Source organism: Micromonospora sp. NPDC005979 (genome assembly GCF_040614415.1).
Lineage (GTDB): Bacteria > Actinomycetota > Actinomycetes > Mycobacteriales > Micromonosporaceae > Micromonospora.
In genome coordinates, this window is record NZ_JBEXUR010000002.1 from 170,669 (window position 1) to 186,979 (window position 16,311).

Below are 16,311 nucleotides of genomic sequence, written 5' to 3' on the forward strand. Positions count from 1 at the left end.
CATCGTCACGGTCAGCTCGTCCGTCCAATACGGACAGTCAGTTAACTGTTTTCGGAGGCCGCCTGCATGTCATCCCCGACCGCTCGCCTGCTCGCCGTCGCCACGGCCGCCGCGCTGCTCGCCACCGGCGCACCCGCCCAGGCCGTCACGGCCACCCCGGGCGCCGACTCCACCGATTTCACCTCGGGGCCGAACCTCTTCGCGCCGCTCGCCACCTGCTACGGCGGCGCGGTCCGCTCGTTCTTCCAGACCGGCGGATACGGCGGCCAGGCCGGCCCGTACCGCACCACAACCCGGTGCCGCGACATCAACGTCCGCAACACCAGCGCGTACGCCACCGAAGCCTGCGTGATCTTCATCGACAAGACAAGCAACTGCAACTACTGGACCTACCTGCCGGCCAACTCCGGCTGGACCGTCGTCGCGACCAACGTCCGGGACGGGGTCAACTTCCGGGTCCGCTTCGACAACCTGCGCTACGAGTACGAGCCGCTGGTCGCGTACCACGCCTTCTGAACGGCCCGCGCGGACGCGGCGCCCGAAGCGGGTGCCGCGTTCACTCGGCGCGGCTGCGCAGGGTGGCGATCGTCGAGCCGGCGAGCGTGAGCAGGCAGTCGGAGAGCAGCCCGTCGGCCGCCGCCGCGCCGAACAGGGCCTCGCCGGTCGATACGTCCCGGTTGGCGTAGGCGCTCACGAAGCGAGCCACCCAGCGGGTGTCGTAGTCCGCCTGCTCGATGCCCGGGAACTCCAGCGCGCATCCGGTGCTCGTCGGCGCGTCACCGACCATCGTCGCCGCCAGGCACCAGGCGACCCCGTACGCCCCGGACAGGCCGGCCCGGTCGACGACGGCGTCGAACGCACCCGTCACGGCGTCCCCGTCCCCGGCCAGCGCCGATCGGAGCACGGCGGTCGCGTCGTCGAACGTTTGCTGTGGTAGGTCCGTCACGCAGCGCACAGTAGGACGGGGGGTCAAGCCACGGCGCTTTCGTCACTCTCCGTATTCACAGTGAGCTACCTACGCATTGCGCCGCCTCCACGGTCCCGCGACCGGCCTCGGCACGCTAATGTGCGCAGCGGACCTTCGCCGGAGGAAGGACGACCATGCTCGTATCACGCCGCTCGCGGGTGGCCACACTGGCTGCCTGCGCGACGATCCTGCTCGCCACAAGCGCTTGCGGGGATGACAAGGCCCAGGAGGGGAGCGCCCAACAGGTGCGCCTCTACGGCACGGACGGCAACATGCTCAACTCCTACCCAGCGGAGTTGAAGGAACGCGCCGACCTCGTCGACGGAATGAAGGGGACCACGCCACTCACCCCACTGCCCGAAGACTTCAAGGGCCGGCTACGGTCCGTCAATCCGGCGCTGACGGACTACCTCTACTCCGCCGAGACGTACGACGCGGTGGTCATCGGTGTGCTCGCGGCCCAACTGGCCGGCAGCACCGACCCGGCGGCCATCGCCAAGCAGATCGTCGGCGTGACCAACAACGGACAGCGCTGCGAGACCCCGGCGAGCTGCCTCACGCTGGCCCGGGCCGGCCAGGACATCGAGTACCGCAGCGTCTCGCTGACCCGCGCCGGCTTCACCGACAAGGGTGAGCCGGCCACCGCGAGCTACGCCACGCTGACCTTCGACGGCCAGCAGCTCAACGACGGCAAGACCGAGTTCGTCGGCGCGGGCTCCGAGTCGGCAGCGAGCACCAAGACGCCGCCGAAGGGCAGGAAGCCGCGCGCCGGTGACGCCGACGACCAGAAGCCGCTGATCGTGGGCGGTCTGCTGCCGAAGACCGGTGACCTGGCGATCGCGTACCCGCCGATGGCGGCCGGCGCGGCTTTGGCCATCCAGGAGATCAACGCCGCCGGTGGCGTGCTGGGCAAGCCGGTGACGTGGAAGGACGGCGACGACGGCACCAACCCGGCGGTGGCCAAGGCGACCGTCGCCAAGCACGTGGCGGACGGGGTCAGCATCATCATCGGCGCGGGCGCCTCGGGCATCTCCCGCGAGGTGCTGCCGGACGTGGTCAGGGCCGGGAAGATCCTCTTCTCGCCGTCGAACACCGACTCGGGCCTGACCGACGTCGAGGACAAGGGCCTCTACTTCCGTACCGCCCCACCGGACAGCCTCCAGGGCCGGGCGCTGGCCGACGTGGTCCTCCGCGACGGGTCGCAGAAGATCGTCATCGTCGCCCGTAAGGACTCCTACGGTGAGGGCCTGCAGGCCACCGTCCGTGACGAGCTGGAGAAGGCCGGCATCCCCGGTGACCGACTCAAGCTGCTCACGTACGACCCGCCGGCCGACGCCAAGGCCGCGCCGGTGGACTTCTCCGGCGGCGCGAAGGAGATCAAGGAATTCGGCGCGGACGCCGTCCTGATCATCGGCTTCGGTGAGTCGGCCCAGGTGATCCGGGCCCTCGCCGACACCGGGGTGCAGATCCGGCACTGAGCAGTACCCGCGGACCGCGACGGCCGCACCGGCTCGACAGCCGGTGCGGCCGTTCCCGTTGCCGCGTCAGCGACCCCGACGGCGTTCCAGGAACTCGGTCATGCGGCGGTGCTTCTCCTCGTCCTCGAAGAGCACCGCCTGACTCACCAGGTCGAGCTGCGGGTGCGCGGCGGGGGGCGCGTCGACGGCCAGTTTGGTGAGCCGCAGCGCCAGGGGCGAGGCCTGGGCCATCTCGTCCAGCAGCCCGTGCGCCGTCGTCAGCAGCTCACCGGGCTCGTCCACCACCCGGTTCACCAGACCGATCCGCAGGGCCTCCGCCGCGTCCACCCGACGGCCGGTGAACAGCAGTTCCTTGGCCCGACCTTCGCCGACGAGGGCGGGCAGTCGGTGGGTCGCGCCGGCGCCGGCCAGGATGCCCAACCGCACCTCCGGCTGACCGAACACCGCCCGGGCCGTACACACCCGAAGATCGCAGGCGTACGCCAGTTCCGCGCCGCCGCCCAGCGCCGGCCCGTCCACGGCGGCCACGCTCGGCATGGGCAGTGCCCTGATCCGCGCGAAGGCAGCCGAGTTGATCGCGGCCAGGGCGTCCGTGCGGCCCCGCTCGCGGAGCTGGCCGATGTCGGCGCCACCGGCGAAGATGCCGTCCGCGCCGCCGGTCAGGAGCAGCAGCCGGGGACGGGCCTCCAACTCGGCGCAGACCTCGTGCAGCTCGGCGATCAGGTCGGCGTCGATGGCGTTGCGTTTCTCCGGTCGGGCCAGCGTCACCACGAGCCGGTCCGACCGCTCCTCGATCCGCAGACCACTCATTGCTTGACGCCACCTTCCCAACGGTAGAAGCCGTGCCCGGACTTCTTGCCCAGCCGTCCGGCGGCCACCATCTCCACCAGCAGCTCCGGCGGCGCGAAGCGGTCCCCGTACGCGGCCTGGAGGGTACGGGCGATGTCGAGGCGCACGTCCAGCCCCACCAGGTCGGTGAGTTCCAGCGGCCCGACGGGGTGCCGGTAGCCGAGCACAATCGCCTTGTCGATGTCGGCGGGGCTGGCCACCTGGTCGGCGACCATCCGGATCGCCTCCAGCCCGAGGGTGACCCCGAGCCGGGACGTCGCGAAGCCGGGCAGGTCGCGTACCACGACGGGGTCCTTGCCCAACCGGCCGGCGAGCGCGACGGCCGCGGTGGTGGTCTCCTCGGCGGTGGCCGGGCCGACCACGATCTCCAGCAGCGTCATCGCCCAGACGGGGTTGAAGAAGTGCAGGCCGAGGAAGCGCTCGGGCGCGTCCAGAACCGCGGCCAGCTCGCCGATGGCGATGCTGGACGTGTTGCTGCCGAGCAGGGCCGGGTCCAGGGCGGCGGCGTCGCGCAGCACCGCCCGCTTCAGGTCCAGCCGCTCCGGCACCGCCTCCACGACCACTCCCGGGGCGGGGGCGACGTCGGCGAGGCTCGGCCGCAGGATCACCCGCTCCCGGTTCACGGCGGCCTCATCGGCGGTCAGCTTGCCGCGCTGCACCGCGCGCTCCCACAGGTCGGCGAGCCGGGTCAGCGCCGTCGCGCCCCGGCCCGGGTCCACCTCGACCAGCTCGACGACGTGGCCGGCGCCGGCCGCCACGTACGCGATGCCGAGCCCCATCGTGCCCGCACCGACGACCACGAAACGATCGTTCATCACGCCTCCCTGTCCGTCCCGGTGGCGCGCGGGGTCTCCGCCACGCCGGCCCGGGTGCCCGGCCCGCTGCGCTCGCTCATGGTGCGACCCTAGACAGCCCGGGACCCCGCCGAAGCTTGGGGGAGCGCGGGATCGGGTACGTACGGCCCGTCAACTCAACGGAAGGACCGCATCGAGATGAGCCAGGCACCGGAGAGCGTCACGACCGACTCCGAGACCGTGGAGACCCGGGGCGACGAACGGGTCGACCTGCTGCGCGCCGACACCAACAACGACGGCAAGACCGACGTGTGGGTGGTGGACACCGACGGCGACGGCAAGGCCGACCTGTTCCAGTTCGACACCGACGGTGACGGCAAGGTGGACATCACCATGGTCGACATCGACGAGGACGGCACCCCGGACGAGGTCGTCGACGGCGACGGCGGTCTCCCGCCCGAGCCGCTGCCCCCGACCGTTCAGGTCTGAGCCGTACGACGGCTCCCGCGTCCGAGGCGGCGCGGGAGCCGTCGCTCACCCGGCGAGGCGCAGGGTGGCCAGGTAGTAGGGGGCGTCACGGTCGTCCACATCGGTCAACCGCCAGCCGCTGCCGTGCACCAGCTCGGCGAACTCGTCCGGCGAGCAGACCAGGTAGTCGAACCATTCGGTGCCGAGTTCCCGGTAGCGCAGCCGGAGCCGGAGCTGGCCTCCGAGCCGCCCCCGGCGTCGGTTGCGCTCGTGGTAGCCGGTGTGCACGGGGTCGCGGGTGCCGTACGGGTTGGTGCCGTGCGCGATGATCTGCGCCCCCGGTCGGGCCAGCGCGGCGAGTGCGGCGAGGAACACCGGGGCCCGCTCGCGCCCCTCGAACAGCCCGAGGTTGTTGCCGAGCAGCAGGAACGTGTCGTAGCGCCGGCCGTCGGCGACGTGGGTGTCCACCGTTCCGTGCACCAGCCGCCGTACGCCGCGACGCCGGCTCACGTCGAGCGCGCCCGCCGACGTGTCCAGCCCGGTGACGGGTACGCCGCGCTCCTGGAGCAGCAGCGCGATGCGGCCGGCGCCGGTGCCGACGTCAAGCGTCTCGCCCCGGGCCCGGTCGACGGCCCGGTGGTCGTACGGCTGCCAGTCGGCCGGCCCGTCGAGGTAGTGCGCCGCCGGAGCGCCGTTGATCAGACCGTCGTCCCGTTCGATGATCTCGATGACCGGCCGGGGCAGTCGGCCGCCGACCATCGGCCGGGGGCCGACCCCGGTAGCCACGGCGAGCGTGTCCCGCAGCAGTTCGCCGACCACGTCACCAATTGCAGGCTCCCCCGTCACGCCGTTCACGCTATCTGGCCGCTCAGTGGCCCGTGGCGGCCTATCCTGGCGGCGTGACCACCCTGGACCGGCTGTCGGCCGAGAAGTACATCCTGCTCACGACCTTCCGCAGGGACGGTCGGGCGGTGCCGACCCCGGTCTGGGCCGTCCGCGACGGGGACGCGTTGGCGGTGTGGACCCGTGCCGACTCGGGGAAGGTCAAGCGGATCCGCCACAACGGCGAGGTGACCGTGGCACCGTGCGACGTGCGGGGCCGACCGCACGGCGCGGAGGTGCCCGCCCACGCGACCCTCTACGGAGGCCGCGACACAGGCCGGGTCCGCGACCTGCTCAAGCACAAGTACCGCCTGATCGGTCGGCTGAGCCTGCTCGGCAGCCGGTTCCGTCACGGCGAGGGCGGCACGGTCGGCATCCGGTTGACGTTGACCGGCCCCGACACGGACTGATGCGCCACCGTGGGAGCCGAGCGGACATGAAAAGGGGCGGTGGATCGAGATCCACCGCCCCTTCGGAAACCTCTATCGGGTCAGTCGCCCTGCCGCTGCTGCGGGATCTGGCCCTGTAGCAGCGCCCTGACCTCCGACTCGCGGTATCGACGGTGGCCACCCAGGGTGCGGATGGCACTGAGCTTGCCCGCCTTCGCCCACCGGGTCACCGTCTTCGGGTCGACACGGAACATCGACGCCACCTCGGCCGGTGTGAGCAGCGGCTCTGGTTCGTGCGTTCGCGATGCCATCGGTCACTCCTCCACATGTATAGACATCGGCCGGGGTCCCGCCGGCCGACGCGTCTCCCATGGTCCGGCTAGTCCCCGATGTCCGACATGGGCCGAACGGATGAAGGTCCCTAGACGGACGGATGAACCATGCCCGATTTTTACGACTTTTACACGGCAGAAAGTACCTTATTCGGACTCATGATCACGGTTCGTGATGCGTCAACTACGAGACACCCTCGCTTTGGGAGCGCTCCTAGGGGTGATTTGCCTTAGTTGCACCGCTCCAGGAGCTGCACCGCGCGCCAGCGGGCCACCAACTTGTCGTACGCGGCCGACGCCTCGTCCGCCTCCCCCCGCGACAGGCCCGCGAGGCCACCGGCGACCAACTCCGGCGAGTCGTCGGCGGCGAGAGTCTCATCGGAGAGAAGGTCGACAAGGCCGCCGTAGTCCAGCTCCACCACCGAGCCCGGGTGGAACTCCTCCAGCCAGCGCGCGGCCTCCTGGACCGCCTCGGTGATCGGCGCCTCGCCCACCGACTTACGCAGCACCGACAGCGCCCGTGACGAACGACGACGAGCCTTGGAGATCTCCGTCCGGTAGCGCAGCGCCCGCCGGCCCGGCTGGGTGACGAAGTCCCGCTCCGTCGGGTCGAAGAGCACGAACCACCGCAGGGGTACGCCCCAGGTGGCGATCTGCTCGTGCACCCGGGGCACCCCGTGCTCCAGAACCCGTGCGCCGCTGCGCCAGTCGTCGACGACCGCCCGGGCCTGCCCGGCGAGCACCGGCGGCACGAAGGCGTCGGCAAGCACCGGGGGCACCCCGTCCCGGGCGTTGAGCGCCGCCTCAGCGACCCGGATGCGCAGGTTCCAGGGGCAGACCAGCAGGCTGTCGTCCGTCTCCAGGACGTACGCCTCCTCGGGCAGGTCGGGTAGGCGGGTCCAGCCCGCGCCCAGCGCCTCGATCACCGCCGTCCGCTGACGGCCGGGCCCCTCGACGGGAGCGATCGCCCGTCCCTCCGAGACATAGCGACGCCAGTAACTCTGCCGGTCCCGGTCGAAGGCGGTCAGCGGCTCGTACACGCGCAGGTAAGAAGCGAAGAGCGACGGCACCGCGCGATCCTCCCATGAACCGCACCCCCACAGGGCCAGCGGCCGGACCGCGCGCCCCGCACCGTGGGACGGCGGCGGCGCGTCGGGCGGTCGTACGGCGGCCGATACTAGGCTCGATCACACCGGCAGCATCCCCGCCGGGGTCCACCAGGTCCGCGTCCCACAAGGAACGCACACCATCGTAGGAGCCAGTCATGGGCGTATTCGCGAGCACCGACGACCCGATATCGACCGGTCACGAACAGGTCGTCTTCTGCCAGGACAAGCAGAGCGGCCTCAAGGCGATCATCGGGATCTACTCCACCGCGCTGGGGCCCGCGCTCGGCGGCACCCGCTTCTACCCGTACGCCAGCGAGGACGACGCCCTCGCCGACGTGCTCGACCTGTCCCGCGGGATGGCGTACAAGAACGCGCTCGCCGGCCTGGACCTCGGCGGCGGCAAGGCCGTCATCTGGGGCGACCCGGAGCAGATCAAGAGCGAGGCGCTGTTGCGCGCGTACGGCCGCTTCGTGGAGTCGCTGGCGGGCCGCTACTACACCGCCTGCGACGTCGGCACCTACGTGCCCGACATGGACATCATCGCCCGCGAGACCCGCTACGTGACTGGCCGCAGCGTGGAGCACGGCGGCGCCGGCGACTCGTCGATCCTCACCGCCTGGGGCGTGTTCCAGGGGATGCGGGCGGCCGCCGAGCACGTCTGGGGCACGCCGAGCCTGAACGGTCGCCGGGTCGGCGTGGCGGGCCTGGGCAAGGTCGGCAAGTACCTGACCGGGCACCTGCTGGACGACGGCGCCGAGGTGGTCGCCACGGACGTCAACCCGAAGGCCCTGGCCTGGGTACGCGCCAACCACCCGCAGGTCACTCTGGTGGACGACGCAAGCGCGCTGGTCGCTGCGGACATCGACGTGTACGCCCCCTGCGCGTTGGGCGGCGCGCTCAACGACGACACCGTTCCGGCGCTGCGCGCCAAGGTGGTGGCCGGTGCGGCCAACAATCAGCTCGCGCACCCGGGGATCGAGAAGCTGCTGGCCAATCGGGGCATCCTCTACACGCCGGACTACGTGGTCAACGCCGGCGGTGTGATCCAGGTGGCCGACGAGATCGAGGGCTTCAACTTCGACCGCGCGAAGCTGCGGGCCACCCGGATCTACGACACCACGCGGGAGATCCTGCGCCTGGCGGACGCCGAGGGCGTGCCGCCCGCGGTCGCCGCGGACCGGCTGGCCGAGCGGCGGATGGCCGAGGTCGGTCGGCTGCGCACGATCCACCTTCGCTGACGCATCCCGGAGGCGGATCGACCGGGATCCGCCTCCGGGCCTCCCGTACCGCCCCGACTCGGTAGGCTGAGGCCCGGGTCAAGTTTGGCGTGTTTTGCCCGGTGTCACGGGTGCTCTCCGTTCCGCTCCTTACCAGGTACACTGGGTGACGGCCGGATCGCCGCGACGCGCAGAGCCGGCTGACGGTAACCCGAGGTGCCGAACGATGGCATCCCCATGTACCGTAAGAGCCACGAGAGATGCCTGACGTCATCGGGGCCCGCCTTCGGGCTGCCCCGCATTCTGTGCGAGGGGGTCGAGCCATGGGGCGCGGCCGTGCTAAGGCCAAGCAGACGAAGGTGGCCCGGGAGTTGAAGTACCACTCCCCGAACACCGACCTCACCGCCTTGCAGCGCGAACTGGCGGGTGCTGGTAAGTCTGAGCACCACTTCGACGACGACTCAAAAGAGTTCGTCGACGACGATGATGAGAATCACGCGGACGACGACCCCGATCCCTGGGTCCGTCCGACCCGCTGACCTCTCGACGTAGTTGAGCACGCGGTAACCCCCGCGTGCTCACGCATGTGTCCTTCGGGAGCGAGATCGGTGCCGATCATCAGGGGCCTGCCCTGGCCGGGGACTACCCCGTCTGGCCGACAGGCCCCTGATCACGGCCGCCCTAGCGCGGCCGGTTGTTCCAGTTGTAGAAGGTCGGGATGTTCTCGAAGTGGTTCCAGGCGCAGACCGCGCTGACGCCGTCTCCGCCCGCCACCTCGGCCCGTAGCCGCCGTGCGTCCGCGGCCTCCTGCAACAGGGCGACAAGCCCGGGGGCGGCCTCCCGTACGCGCTCGGTGACGTCGTCGTCCGGGGCATCGTCCGCTTCGCGCTCAGGCCGCCGGTGACTGGTGATCTCGGGCATGCTCCAACACTCCCTCCAATAGGCGGATCTTGCTGTTGCGGCAGTGCTCGGTCTCCGTACCGTCAAAACGCCCCAGCTCGAAGTAACGGTTGGCAGCGTGGCCGCCGCCACAGAAGCCGAAGTAAGGGCACGACACCCGACACGCTTCCACCCCGGTCAGGAACTCGCCGACCCACGAGGTCGACGCGGCACCGGCCAGGATCCGGGCCAGCGGAGTGGTCAGCACGTTCCCACTGCTGAAGTCGCCGTAGCGCGGGTCGGTGAAGCCGGCCAGCTCCGGGGAGAGCACTGTCACCGAGCCGTCGTGCCCAATGGTCGGAATCGGATCCAGGCGGCGGGGCAGCACACCGTCCGCCGTGCCGTCGAGGACCGCCGCCGCGTACCGCAGCGACCACTCGACCTCGCGCAGGTGGATCCGGGGCGCCCGCCGCCAGGCCGCCACCAACTCGGCCCAGAACGTCGTCACCGCCGCCGGGTCGTGGCTGTTGTCGCGGGTGTTGACCCCTTCGGTCTCCTCGATGTTGATGCCCAGCACATCGCAGCCCAGATCGAGGAAGTAGTCGTACAGCTCCGCGGCGAGGCCCGGCGTCGGCCGGGACACCACGGCCAGCGCGGAGAAGGGCAGGTCGTGCCGGCGCAGCGCGGCCACACCCCGCAGGATCCGGTCGTACGCCGGCTGACCGCCACGGTTGACCCGGTCGCCGTTGCGCTCGCGCGGCCCGTCCACGCTCACGCTCACCCGCATCTCGTGCCGGGCGAAGAACTCGCACCACTCGTCGTCGATCAACGTGGCGTTCGTCTGCACGTGGTGTTCGACCTCGGGCCCGAAGGGCGCGATCAGGGCGGCCAGGTGCTCCCGACCGGCCGCCAACGGCTCGCCGCCGTGCCACACGACGGAGAAGCGCCCGGAGGCCGCCCACGGGTTGACCGCCGCCGCCACCGCCTCGGCCACCGGCACCGACATCCGCCGGTCGGCGGCCCGGAACGGCAGGTAGCAGTACGCGCAGTCGAGGTTGCACAGCGTGGTGGGCTGCATGACGACGTACGACGGGACGGCGGCCAGCCCGCGCATCCCGCTGAACGTCGGTTCCCCAGCAGCCATCACCCTCCTCCGCCCAGCCCGAGCCTTTCAGGCTAGGCGGCGCCGGCCACTCGGGTGAAGCCCTGATCAGGTGCCCGTACGGTCACCGGAGCGTGATCAGCCGCGAGTGTGCTGACCCACCATCTGCACGTTGCCGGTGCCCTCGATGATCTCGCCCGCCTGCCAGGCCTCGACTCCGCGGCCGGTCAGCGTGGCCAGGGCGCGGTCGGCGTCCTCGGCCGAGACGATCGCGAACATGCCGACGCCCATGTTGAACGTCGACTCCATGTCCTGGTCGTCGATCCGACCCTTCGACTGGATCAGGTCGAAGATGGGCTGCGGCTTCCAGGTGGACCGGTTGACCACCGCGTCGACGTGCTCGGGAAGCACCCGCACCAGGTTGCCCGGGATGCCGCCGCCGGTGATGTGCGACAGCGCCCGCACCTCGGCCTCCTCGATCAGCTTGAGGCAGTCCTTGGCGTAGATCTTGGTGGGGGTCAGCAGCTCCTCACCGAGGGTCCGCTGCCGGCCGAAGTCGTCGATCACGATGTCCAGCCGCATCCGGGCGGCGCCGAGCAGCACGTGCCGGACCAGCGAGTAGCCGTTGGAGTGCAGGCCGGAGGAGCGCATGGCAATGACGACGTCACCCACCTCGACGCGCTCCGGGCTGAGGATGTCAGCCTCCTCGACCACACCGACGCCGGTCGCGGAGATGTCGTACTCGTCGGGGCGCAGCACACCGGGGTGCTCGGCGGTCTCCCCGCCCAGCAGCGCGCAGCCCGCGTACCGGCAGCCGTCGGCGATGCCCGCGCCGATCTCGGCCACCTTGTCCGGAACGACCTCGCCGGTGGCGATGTAGTCGAGCAGGAACAGCGGCTCGGCGCCGCACGCCACCAGGTCGTCGACGACCATCGCGACCAGGTCGATGCCGACCGTGTCGTGGATGTCCATCTGCTGGGCGATGACCAGCTTGGTGCCCACACCGTCGGTCGAGGACGCCAGGATCGGGTTCTTGTACTTCTTCGTGTCCAGGCGGAACAGGCCGGCGAAGCCGCCGAGGTCACCCAGCACCTCGGGGCGCCGGGTCTCGCGCACCTTCGACTTCAGCAGCTCGACCGCGCGGTCGCCCGCGTCGATGGAGACCCCGGCGTCGGCGTACGAGACGGAGCGCTTGCCCCGCTGGCGGCCGGCACCGCCCGTCCACGGCTGGTGGTCGCTGCCAGCGCCGTTCGGGCTGCTTCCTGCGCCGCTGCGCTCGGACACGTGCGTCACGGTTCTCCCCTTTTGTGGTTCTCGGTGCCGCGCCGGCGGTGGCCGGGCCGCGCCGGTTGGTGCTACGGGCGGTTTGCGGTCACGCCACCCGGAGTGGCGACGAGCGAGCCGAAGCTCTCCGGAGCCTCCGGCGTCGCGTTGGCGACCCGGCGGCCCATCCCTTCGAGCACATGCTTGCCGATCAGGTTGCCGGCCGGCAGCTCGATCGGGTACTCCCCATCGAAACACGCCCGACACAGCCGGGTCTTCGGCTGCTCGGTCGCGGCGATCAGGCCGGGAAGCGACACGTAACCCAGCGTGTCGGCGCCGATGGAACGCCGGATGCCGTCGTTGTCCAACCCGTTGGCCAGCAGCTCCGCCCGGGTGGCGAAGTCGATGCCGTAGAAGCACGGCCAACTCACCGGCGGGGACGAGATCCGGACGTGCACCTCGAGCGCCCCCGCCTCGCGCAACATCCGGACGATGGCCCGCTGCGTGTTGCCGCGCACGATCGAGTCGTCCACGACCACCAGCCGCTTGCCACGCACGTTCTGCCGCAGGGGGTTGAGCTTGAGTCGGATGCCGAGCTGACGCAGGGTCTGCGACGGCTGGATGAAGGTCCGCCCCACGTACGGGTTCTTCATGAGGCCCGCGCCGTAGGTGATGCCGGACGCCTCCGCGTACCCGATCGCGGCCGGGGTGCCGGACTCGGGCACCGGGATGACCAGGTCGGCCTCGACCGGGTGCTCCTTGGCCAACTGGCGGCCGATCTGCACCCGCGCCGCGTGCACGTTGCGCCCGGCGATGGTCGCGTCGGGGCGGGCGATGTAGACGTACTCGAAGAGGCAGCCCTTCGGCTCGGGCGCGGCAAAGCGGGTGGACCGCAGCCCCTCCTCGTCGATCGCGATCAGCTCGCCGGGCTCGATCTCGCGCACCACGCTCGCGCCGACGATGTCCAGCGCGGCGGTCTCGCTCGCCACCACCCAGCCACGCTCCAGCCGGCCGAGCACCAGCGGGCGTACGCCGTGCGGGTCGCGGGCCGCGTACAGCGTCGACTCGTCCATAAAGACGAAGCTGAACGCCCCGCGGAGCTGCGGCAGCACCTCAAGTGCGGCGGCCTCGACCGACAGGTCGGGGCGGCTGGCCAGCAGCATCGTCACCAGCGAGGTGTCGTTGGTCGAGCCGTCCGCGACCAGGCCGCGCTCGGCGACCTCCTTCTCCAACTCGGCGGTGTTGACCAGGTTGCCGTTGTGGGCCAGCGCGATGGTCGTGCCGGAATCGGTCGACCGGATGGTCGGCTGGGCGTTCTCCCAGTTGGACGCGCCGGTCGTGGAGTATCGGGCGTGCCCGATCGCCAGGTGGCCGCGCAGGCTGGCCAGGGTGGGCTCGTCGAAGACCTGGGCCACCAGGCCGAGATCCTTGTAGACCACCACACCCGAGCCGTCGCTGACCGCGATGCCCGCCGCCTCCTGGCCGCGGTGCTGTAGGGCGTAGAGGCCGAAGTAGGTCAGATTCGCGACCTCTTCGCCGGGGGCCCACACGCCGAAGACGCCGCAGGCATCCTGGGGGCCAGGTCGTTGGGGGTCAAGGTCGTGGCTCAGCCGGCCGTCGCCTCGGGGCACTACCGCTCCCTCATGCTGGTCTGGACCGGCCTGGCGGGGATCACGGGGCGGATCCACACTTCTCGGCCGGGACCACTGTCGTCGCCTGACAGTGTACGCGAGTCAACGTCAATACAGATAGTCACGATTTCCCTGCCGAGAGTCACGATCACCCGGACATCGGAGCAGCTAGAGGGGCAGATAGGCCGAGATGTCCGCCCGAATGCCGCTCACCTGAACACGACCATCGGTGACCCCGTCGGCCCACCCGAGCCGGCCGGTGGCGAGCTCCAACCAGGTCTGCGGGGACATCTCGACCACGTTCGGCGGGTTTCCCCTGGTGTGTCGAGGACCGGGGACGCACTGGATCGCACCGTATGGTGGGACGCGCACCTCCACCGATCGGCCGGGGGCGCGCTCCGTGAGGACGGCCAACAAGGACCGGACCGCCTCCCGGAGTACCGGCCGTTCGGGCGTACGCCCCTCGTCAAGCGCCGACAGAGCCGCCACGACGGCGGCGGACTTACTGTGCGGAGAGGACACGACGGGACGATACGACCCACAGGTGGAGCACCTGACATTGGCCCTGGGTCGCGCCGATCCAGTGAGACAAGGCATAGTGGCCGACGGCGTATTCGTACCGTGATGATTCCCCGGCCCGGCGCCCCGCCGGTCGAGGGACGTCAGCCCGGAAGGCGGTGGACGTGTCAACACACCGACGTGCCTGGAAGCAGCGGGCCGGTGTGGTCGTAGCGCTGGTTGCCGGCGCTCTGCTCGCCGTTCCCGCCACACCGGCCATGGCCGCGGAGGTCGATGTCTCCCCCGGCTCGGTCACCGTGAACGCCGGCAGCGATGCCACGATCACCGTCCGCATCACTGGCGGTGACAACGACGAGTCGGCGAAGGTCAGCCTCTCCGGGCTGCCGTCCGGCGTCACCTGTGCCAGTGGCTGTGGCGATGTCAAACTCTCCGGCGGCGGCCTGGGCGGCCCGAAGGGGTCGGTGCTGGTCCGGATCGCGGCCAACGACAACGCCGGTGACGCGACCACGAACATCACCGTGGCGGTCGAGGCCGCTTCGGGCCCAGACACCGCCACCGTCTCGCTGACCGTCAAGGGCAAGGCCGCACCGCCGCCTCCGCCGCAGAACCAGACGGTGAAGTCCATCTCCGGCAAGGTGGTCAAGAAGGCTGACGGCGAGCCGGTGCCGAACGCGATCGTGATCCTGCAGGACACCGGCGGCCACCGGTACGACACGATCAGCAACGGCAGCGGCAACTTCAGCTTCACGGGCAGCAGTCAGAACCCGATCACGCCCGGTCGGATCGACGTGGGCGCGTCGTCCAACAACATCAACGCGGTCAAGAGCTTCACCGCCAACGCCGGGCAGTCGATCACCGGCCAGCGGATCACCTTGGAGATCAAGGTCGAGGTGACGCCGAGCGCCACCCCATCGCCCACCGCCGAGGCCACCCCCAGCGACGAGGCGACCGAGGAGGGTGCCGAGGAGCAGCCCTCCGAGGAGGCCAGCCCAGGCGCCCCGGCGAACGCCAGCAAGGAGGACGACGGCGGCGGCTTCGGCTCGTACCTGATCATCCTGCTCGGCGGCCTGCTCGTCGCGGCCGGCGTCGGCACGATCGTCCTGCTGTGGATGAAGCGCCGCGAGAGCGGCGACGACGATGACGAGCCGGCGGCGGCCGGCGCTGCCGGTGCCGGCGGCGCGGTTCCGGCGGCCCGTGGGGCCTTCCGCGGGGCCGACGACCAGACCCGGGTGGTCAACCGCCCCGGTGGCGCGCCCGACCCGACCATGGTCGGCGGCGCGGCGTTGAGCGAGGCGCCAACCATGATGCACCGCCCGGTCGTCGACGACGTCCCGCCGGACCCCTACGGCGCGCCAGCGCAGCCCTACGGCGCGGCGGGCCAGCAGGGCTGGGGCGGGACCGGCTACGACGACGAGCCCGGCCAGGGCGGCTACGGCGGCTACGGCAACGCCCCCGCCTCGGGTGGCGGCTACGGCACCGGGGCGACGCCGGACGGCGGCTACGGCGGTGGCGCGGACGGCTACGGCGCCGCACCCGGCTCCGGCGCGGGCTACGGCGGCGCTACGGCCCCCGATGGCGGCTACGGCGGCGCTGCGTCCCCGGATGGCGGCTACGGCGGCGCGCCCTCCTCGGGCGGCGGCTACGGCAGCCGTGACTACACCGCGCCGGCCGGCGCGGGCGGCTACCCGCCGGCTCCCACCGGTGGGGCGGCCGGCGGCTACGGCGAGCGCTTCGACGAGCCGACCGGCCGGTACACCGGCGACAGCACCCAGTACCCGGCGCCGGCCGACCCGTACGCCACCGGCGTGTACCAGCCGGAGCAGGGCCAGGGCTACGGCCAGCCCGACCCCACCGCCCCGTACGGCGGCGGTCGTGGGGCGGAGCCGACGGGCGGCTACGGCCAGCAGACCAACGCGTACGACCAGGGTGGCTACGGCCAGACCGGCGGCGGGTACGACCAGGGCGGCTACGGCCAGGAGCCCCCGCAGCAACGCGGCGGCTACGACGACCGGGGCTACGACCAGGGTGGCTACAGCCAGACCGGAGGCGGGTACGACCAGGGCGGCTACGGCCAGGAGCCCCCGCAGCAACGCGGCGGCTACGACGACCGGGGCTACGACCAGGGCGGTTACGGCCAGCAGCAGGGTGGCCGGGCCCGTCCGGACAATCCCCCGCCCACCGAGCGAGGCGGCCGCCGCCTCGACTGGCTGGACGACTGACACCTGCACCACCCACAGCACAAGCGGAACGGCCGCCCGGAAACCCGGGCGGCCGTTCCGCTGTAACCCCACCCCACCCACCCCACCTCGTCGATCATGAAGTTGCCCCGACACGCCGCGTGCGTGGGCAATAACTTCATGATCACCGGGGTGGGCGCGGCGGGGTGGCCGGCGAGGTGGGTGCCGCCACCGGGCTGCGGGCGGCGGGCGGGC

The 16,311-nt window shown here is 71.2% G+C and carries 18 protein-coding genes; 7 read left to right on the top strand and 11 right to left on the bottom strand.

The features are described from left to right. Positions 1 to 66: 66 nt before the first annotated feature. Positions 67 to 516, top strand: a complete 450-nt coding sequence (locus ABZ272_RS04000) for a hypothetical protein (protein ID WP_355048397.1) — start codon at positions 67 to 69, stop codon at positions 514 to 516. Between the two features lie 40 nt (positions 517 to 556). Here ABZ272_RS04000 and ABZ272_RS04005 read toward each other — a convergent pair whose 3' ends face one another. Beyond that, complete coding sequence (locus ABZ272_RS04005; RefSeq protein WP_355048398.1) at positions 557 to 946, bottom strand: hypothetical protein; 390 nt, start codon at positions 944 to 946, stop codon at positions 557 to 559. 155 nt (positions 947 to 1,101) lie between these two features. Between ABZ272_RS04005 and ABZ272_RS04010 the strand changes: the two genes are divergently transcribed. Then, positions 1,102 to 2,445, top strand: a complete 1,344-nt coding sequence (locus ABZ272_RS04010) for an ABC transporter substrate-binding protein (protein WP_355048399.1) — start codon at positions 1,102 to 1,104, stop codon at positions 2,443 to 2,445. A gap of 66 nt (positions 2,446 to 2,511) precedes the next feature. Here ABZ272_RS04010 and ABZ272_RS04015 read toward each other — a convergent pair whose 3' ends face one another. Next, positions 2,512 to 3,255 (bottom strand): enoyl-CoA hydratase/isomerase family protein, encoded by a 744-nt coding sequence (locus tag ABZ272_RS04015; RefSeq protein ID WP_355048400.1) that lies wholly within the window; start codon positions 3,253 to 3,255, stop codon positions 2,512 to 2,514. Continuing rightward, a complete protein-coding gene (locus ABZ272_RS04020) occupies positions 3,252 to 4,109 on the bottom strand; it encodes a 3-hydroxyacyl-CoA dehydrogenase family protein (protein ID WP_355048401.1) in 858 nt (285 codons plus the stop codon). Before ABZ272_RS04020 ends, ABZ272_RS04015 begins: the two co-directional genes overlap by 4 nt. Positions 4,110 to 4,286: 177 nt before the next feature. Between ABZ272_RS04020 and ABZ272_RS04025 the strand changes: the two genes are divergently transcribed. Continuing rightward, positions 4,287 to 4,577, top strand: a complete 291-nt coding sequence (locus ABZ272_RS04025) for a hypothetical protein (protein ID WP_355048402.1) — start codon at positions 4,287 to 4,289, stop codon at positions 4,575 to 4,577. A gap of 45 nt (positions 4,578 to 4,622) precedes the next feature. On the opposite strand, the gene ABZ272_RS04030 is transcribed toward ABZ272_RS04025, so the two are convergent. Next, a complete protein-coding gene (locus tag ABZ272_RS04030) occupies positions 4,623 to 5,402 on the bottom strand; it encodes a class I SAM-dependent methyltransferase (protein ID WP_355048403.1) in 780 nt (259 codons plus the stop codon). A 53-nt stretch (positions 5,403 to 5,455) separates the two neighbouring features. On the opposite strand from ABZ272_RS04030, the gene ABZ272_RS04035 reads away from it, so the two are divergent. Then, a complete protein-coding gene (locus tag ABZ272_RS04035) occupies positions 5,456 to 5,848 on the top strand; it encodes a PPOX class F420-dependent oxidoreductase (RefSeq protein ID WP_355048404.1) in 393 nt (130 codons plus the stop codon). Between the two features lie 80 nt (positions 5,849 to 5,928). Here the strand turns inward: ABZ272_RS04035 and ABZ272_RS04040 are convergent, their stop codons facing one another. Both ABZ272_RS04040 and ABZ272_RS04045 read right to left on the bottom strand, forming a co-directional pair. Further along, positions 5,929 to 6,138, bottom strand: a complete 210-nt coding sequence (locus tag ABZ272_RS04040; RefSeq protein ID WP_007073996.1) for a BldC family transcriptional regulator — start codon at positions 6,136 to 6,138, stop codon at positions 5,929 to 5,931. Between the two features lie 251 nt (positions 6,139 to 6,389). Continuing rightward, positions 6,390 to 7,229, bottom strand: a complete 840-nt coding sequence (locus ABZ272_RS04045; protein ID WP_355048405.1) for a hypothetical protein — start codon at positions 7,227 to 7,229, stop codon at positions 6,390 to 6,392. 194 nt (positions 7,230 to 7,423) lie between these two features. On the opposite strand from ABZ272_RS04045, the gene ABZ272_RS04050 reads away from it, so the two are divergent. After that, positions 7,424 to 8,506, top strand: a complete 1,083-nt coding sequence (locus tag ABZ272_RS04050) for a Glu/Leu/Phe/Val dehydrogenase (protein ID WP_355048406.1) — start codon at positions 7,424 to 7,426, stop codon at positions 8,504 to 8,506. A gap of 302 nt (positions 8,507 to 8,808) precedes the next feature. Next, entirely contained in the window at positions 8,809 to 9,024 is a 216-nt protein-coding gene (locus ABZ272_RS04055; RefSeq protein ID WP_007454329.1) for a DUF3073 domain-containing protein, read from the top strand. Between the two features lie 142 nt (positions 9,025 to 9,166). Here the strand turns inward: ABZ272_RS04055 and amcA are convergent, their stop codons facing one another. The 5 genes from amcA to ABZ272_RS04080 all read right to left on the bottom strand — a co-directional run bounded on the left by amcA (position 9,167) and on the right by ABZ272_RS04080 (position 13,882). Further along, positions 9,167 to 9,406 (bottom strand): multiple cyclophane-containing RiPP AmcA, encoded by a 240-nt coding sequence (gene amcA, locus ABZ272_RS04060; protein ID WP_355048407.1) that lies wholly within the window; start codon positions 9,404 to 9,406, stop codon positions 9,167 to 9,169. Continuing rightward, positions 9,375 to 10,478, bottom strand: a complete 1,104-nt coding sequence (gene amcB, locus ABZ272_RS04065) for a cyclophane-forming radical SAM peptide maturase AmcB (RefSeq protein WP_355048778.1) — start codon at positions 10,476 to 10,478, stop codon at positions 9,375 to 9,377. The genes amcA and amcB overlap by 32 nt, the downstream gene beginning before the upstream one ends. A gap of 126 nt (positions 10,479 to 10,604) precedes the next feature. Continuing rightward, positions 10,605 to 11,759 carry a phosphoribosylformylglycinamidine cyclo-ligase gene (gene purM, locus ABZ272_RS04070; protein WP_355048408.1) on the bottom strand — a complete coding sequence of 385 codons (1,155 nt, stop codon included), beginning with the start codon at positions 11,757 to 11,759 and terminating at the stop codon, positions 10,605 to 10,607. Between the two features lie 62 nt (positions 11,760 to 11,821). Beyond that, positions 11,822 to 13,360, bottom strand: coding sequence for an amidophosphoribosyltransferase (purF, locus tag ABZ272_RS04075; protein WP_355048409.1), 1,539 nt, complete (start codon positions 13,358 to 13,360; stop codon positions 11,822 to 11,824). A gap of 168 nt (positions 13,361 to 13,528) precedes the next feature. After that, positions 13,529 to 13,882 (bottom strand): sterol carrier family protein, encoded by a 354-nt coding sequence (locus ABZ272_RS04080; protein ID WP_355048410.1) that lies wholly within the window; start codon positions 13,880 to 13,882, stop codon positions 13,529 to 13,531. A gap of 161 nt (positions 13,883 to 14,043) precedes the next feature. Here ABZ272_RS04080 and ABZ272_RS04085 point away from each other — a divergent pair, with 161 nt between their 5' ends. Continuing rightward, positions 14,044 to 16,098: a carboxypeptidase regulatory-like domain-containing protein gene (locus ABZ272_RS04085; protein WP_355048411.1), complete on the top strand. Its 2,055-nt coding sequence runs from the start codon at positions 14,044 to 14,046 to the stop codon at positions 16,096 to 16,098. Positions 16,099 to 16,311: the final 213 nt, after the last annotated feature.

Coding starts and splice junctions, on each gene's coding strand:
- ABZ272_RS04000 (WP_355048397.1), top strand. CDS start 67: ATGTCATCCCCGACCGCTCGCCTGCTCGCCGTCGCCACGGCCGCCGCG.
- ABZ272_RS04010 (WP_355048399.1), top strand. CDS start 1,102: ATGCTCGTATCACGCCGCTCGCGGGTGGCCACACTGGCTGCCTGCGCG.
- ABZ272_RS04015 (WP_355048400.1), bottom strand. CDS start 3,255: ATGAGTGGTCTGCGGATCGAGGAGCGGTCGGACCGGCTCGTGGTGACG.
- ABZ272_RS04020 (WP_355048401.1), bottom strand. CDS start 4,109: ATGAACGATCGTTTCGTGGTCGTCGGTGCGGGCACGATGGGGCTCGGC.
- ABZ272_RS04025 (WP_355048402.1), top strand. CDS start 4,287: ATGAGCCAGGCACCGGAGAGCGTCACGACCGACTCCGAGACCGTGGAG.
- ABZ272_RS04040 (WP_007073996.1), bottom strand. CDS start 6,138: ATGGCATCGCGAACGCACGAACCAGAGCCGCTGCTCACACCGGCCGAG.
- ABZ272_RS04050 (WP_355048406.1), top strand. CDS start 7,424: ATGGGCGTATTCGCGAGCACCGACGACCCGATATCGACCGGTCACGAA.
- ABZ272_RS04055 (WP_007454329.1), top strand. CDS start 8,809: ATGGGGCGCGGCCGTGCTAAGGCCAAGCAGACGAAGGTGGCCCGGGAG.
- amcA (WP_355048407.1), bottom strand. CDS start 9,406: ATGCCCGAGATCACCAGTCACCGGCGGCCTGAGCGCGAAGCGGACGAT.
- amcB (WP_355048778.1), bottom strand. CDS start 10,478: ATGCGCGGGCTGGCCGCCGTCCCGTCGTACGTCGTCATGCAGCCCACC.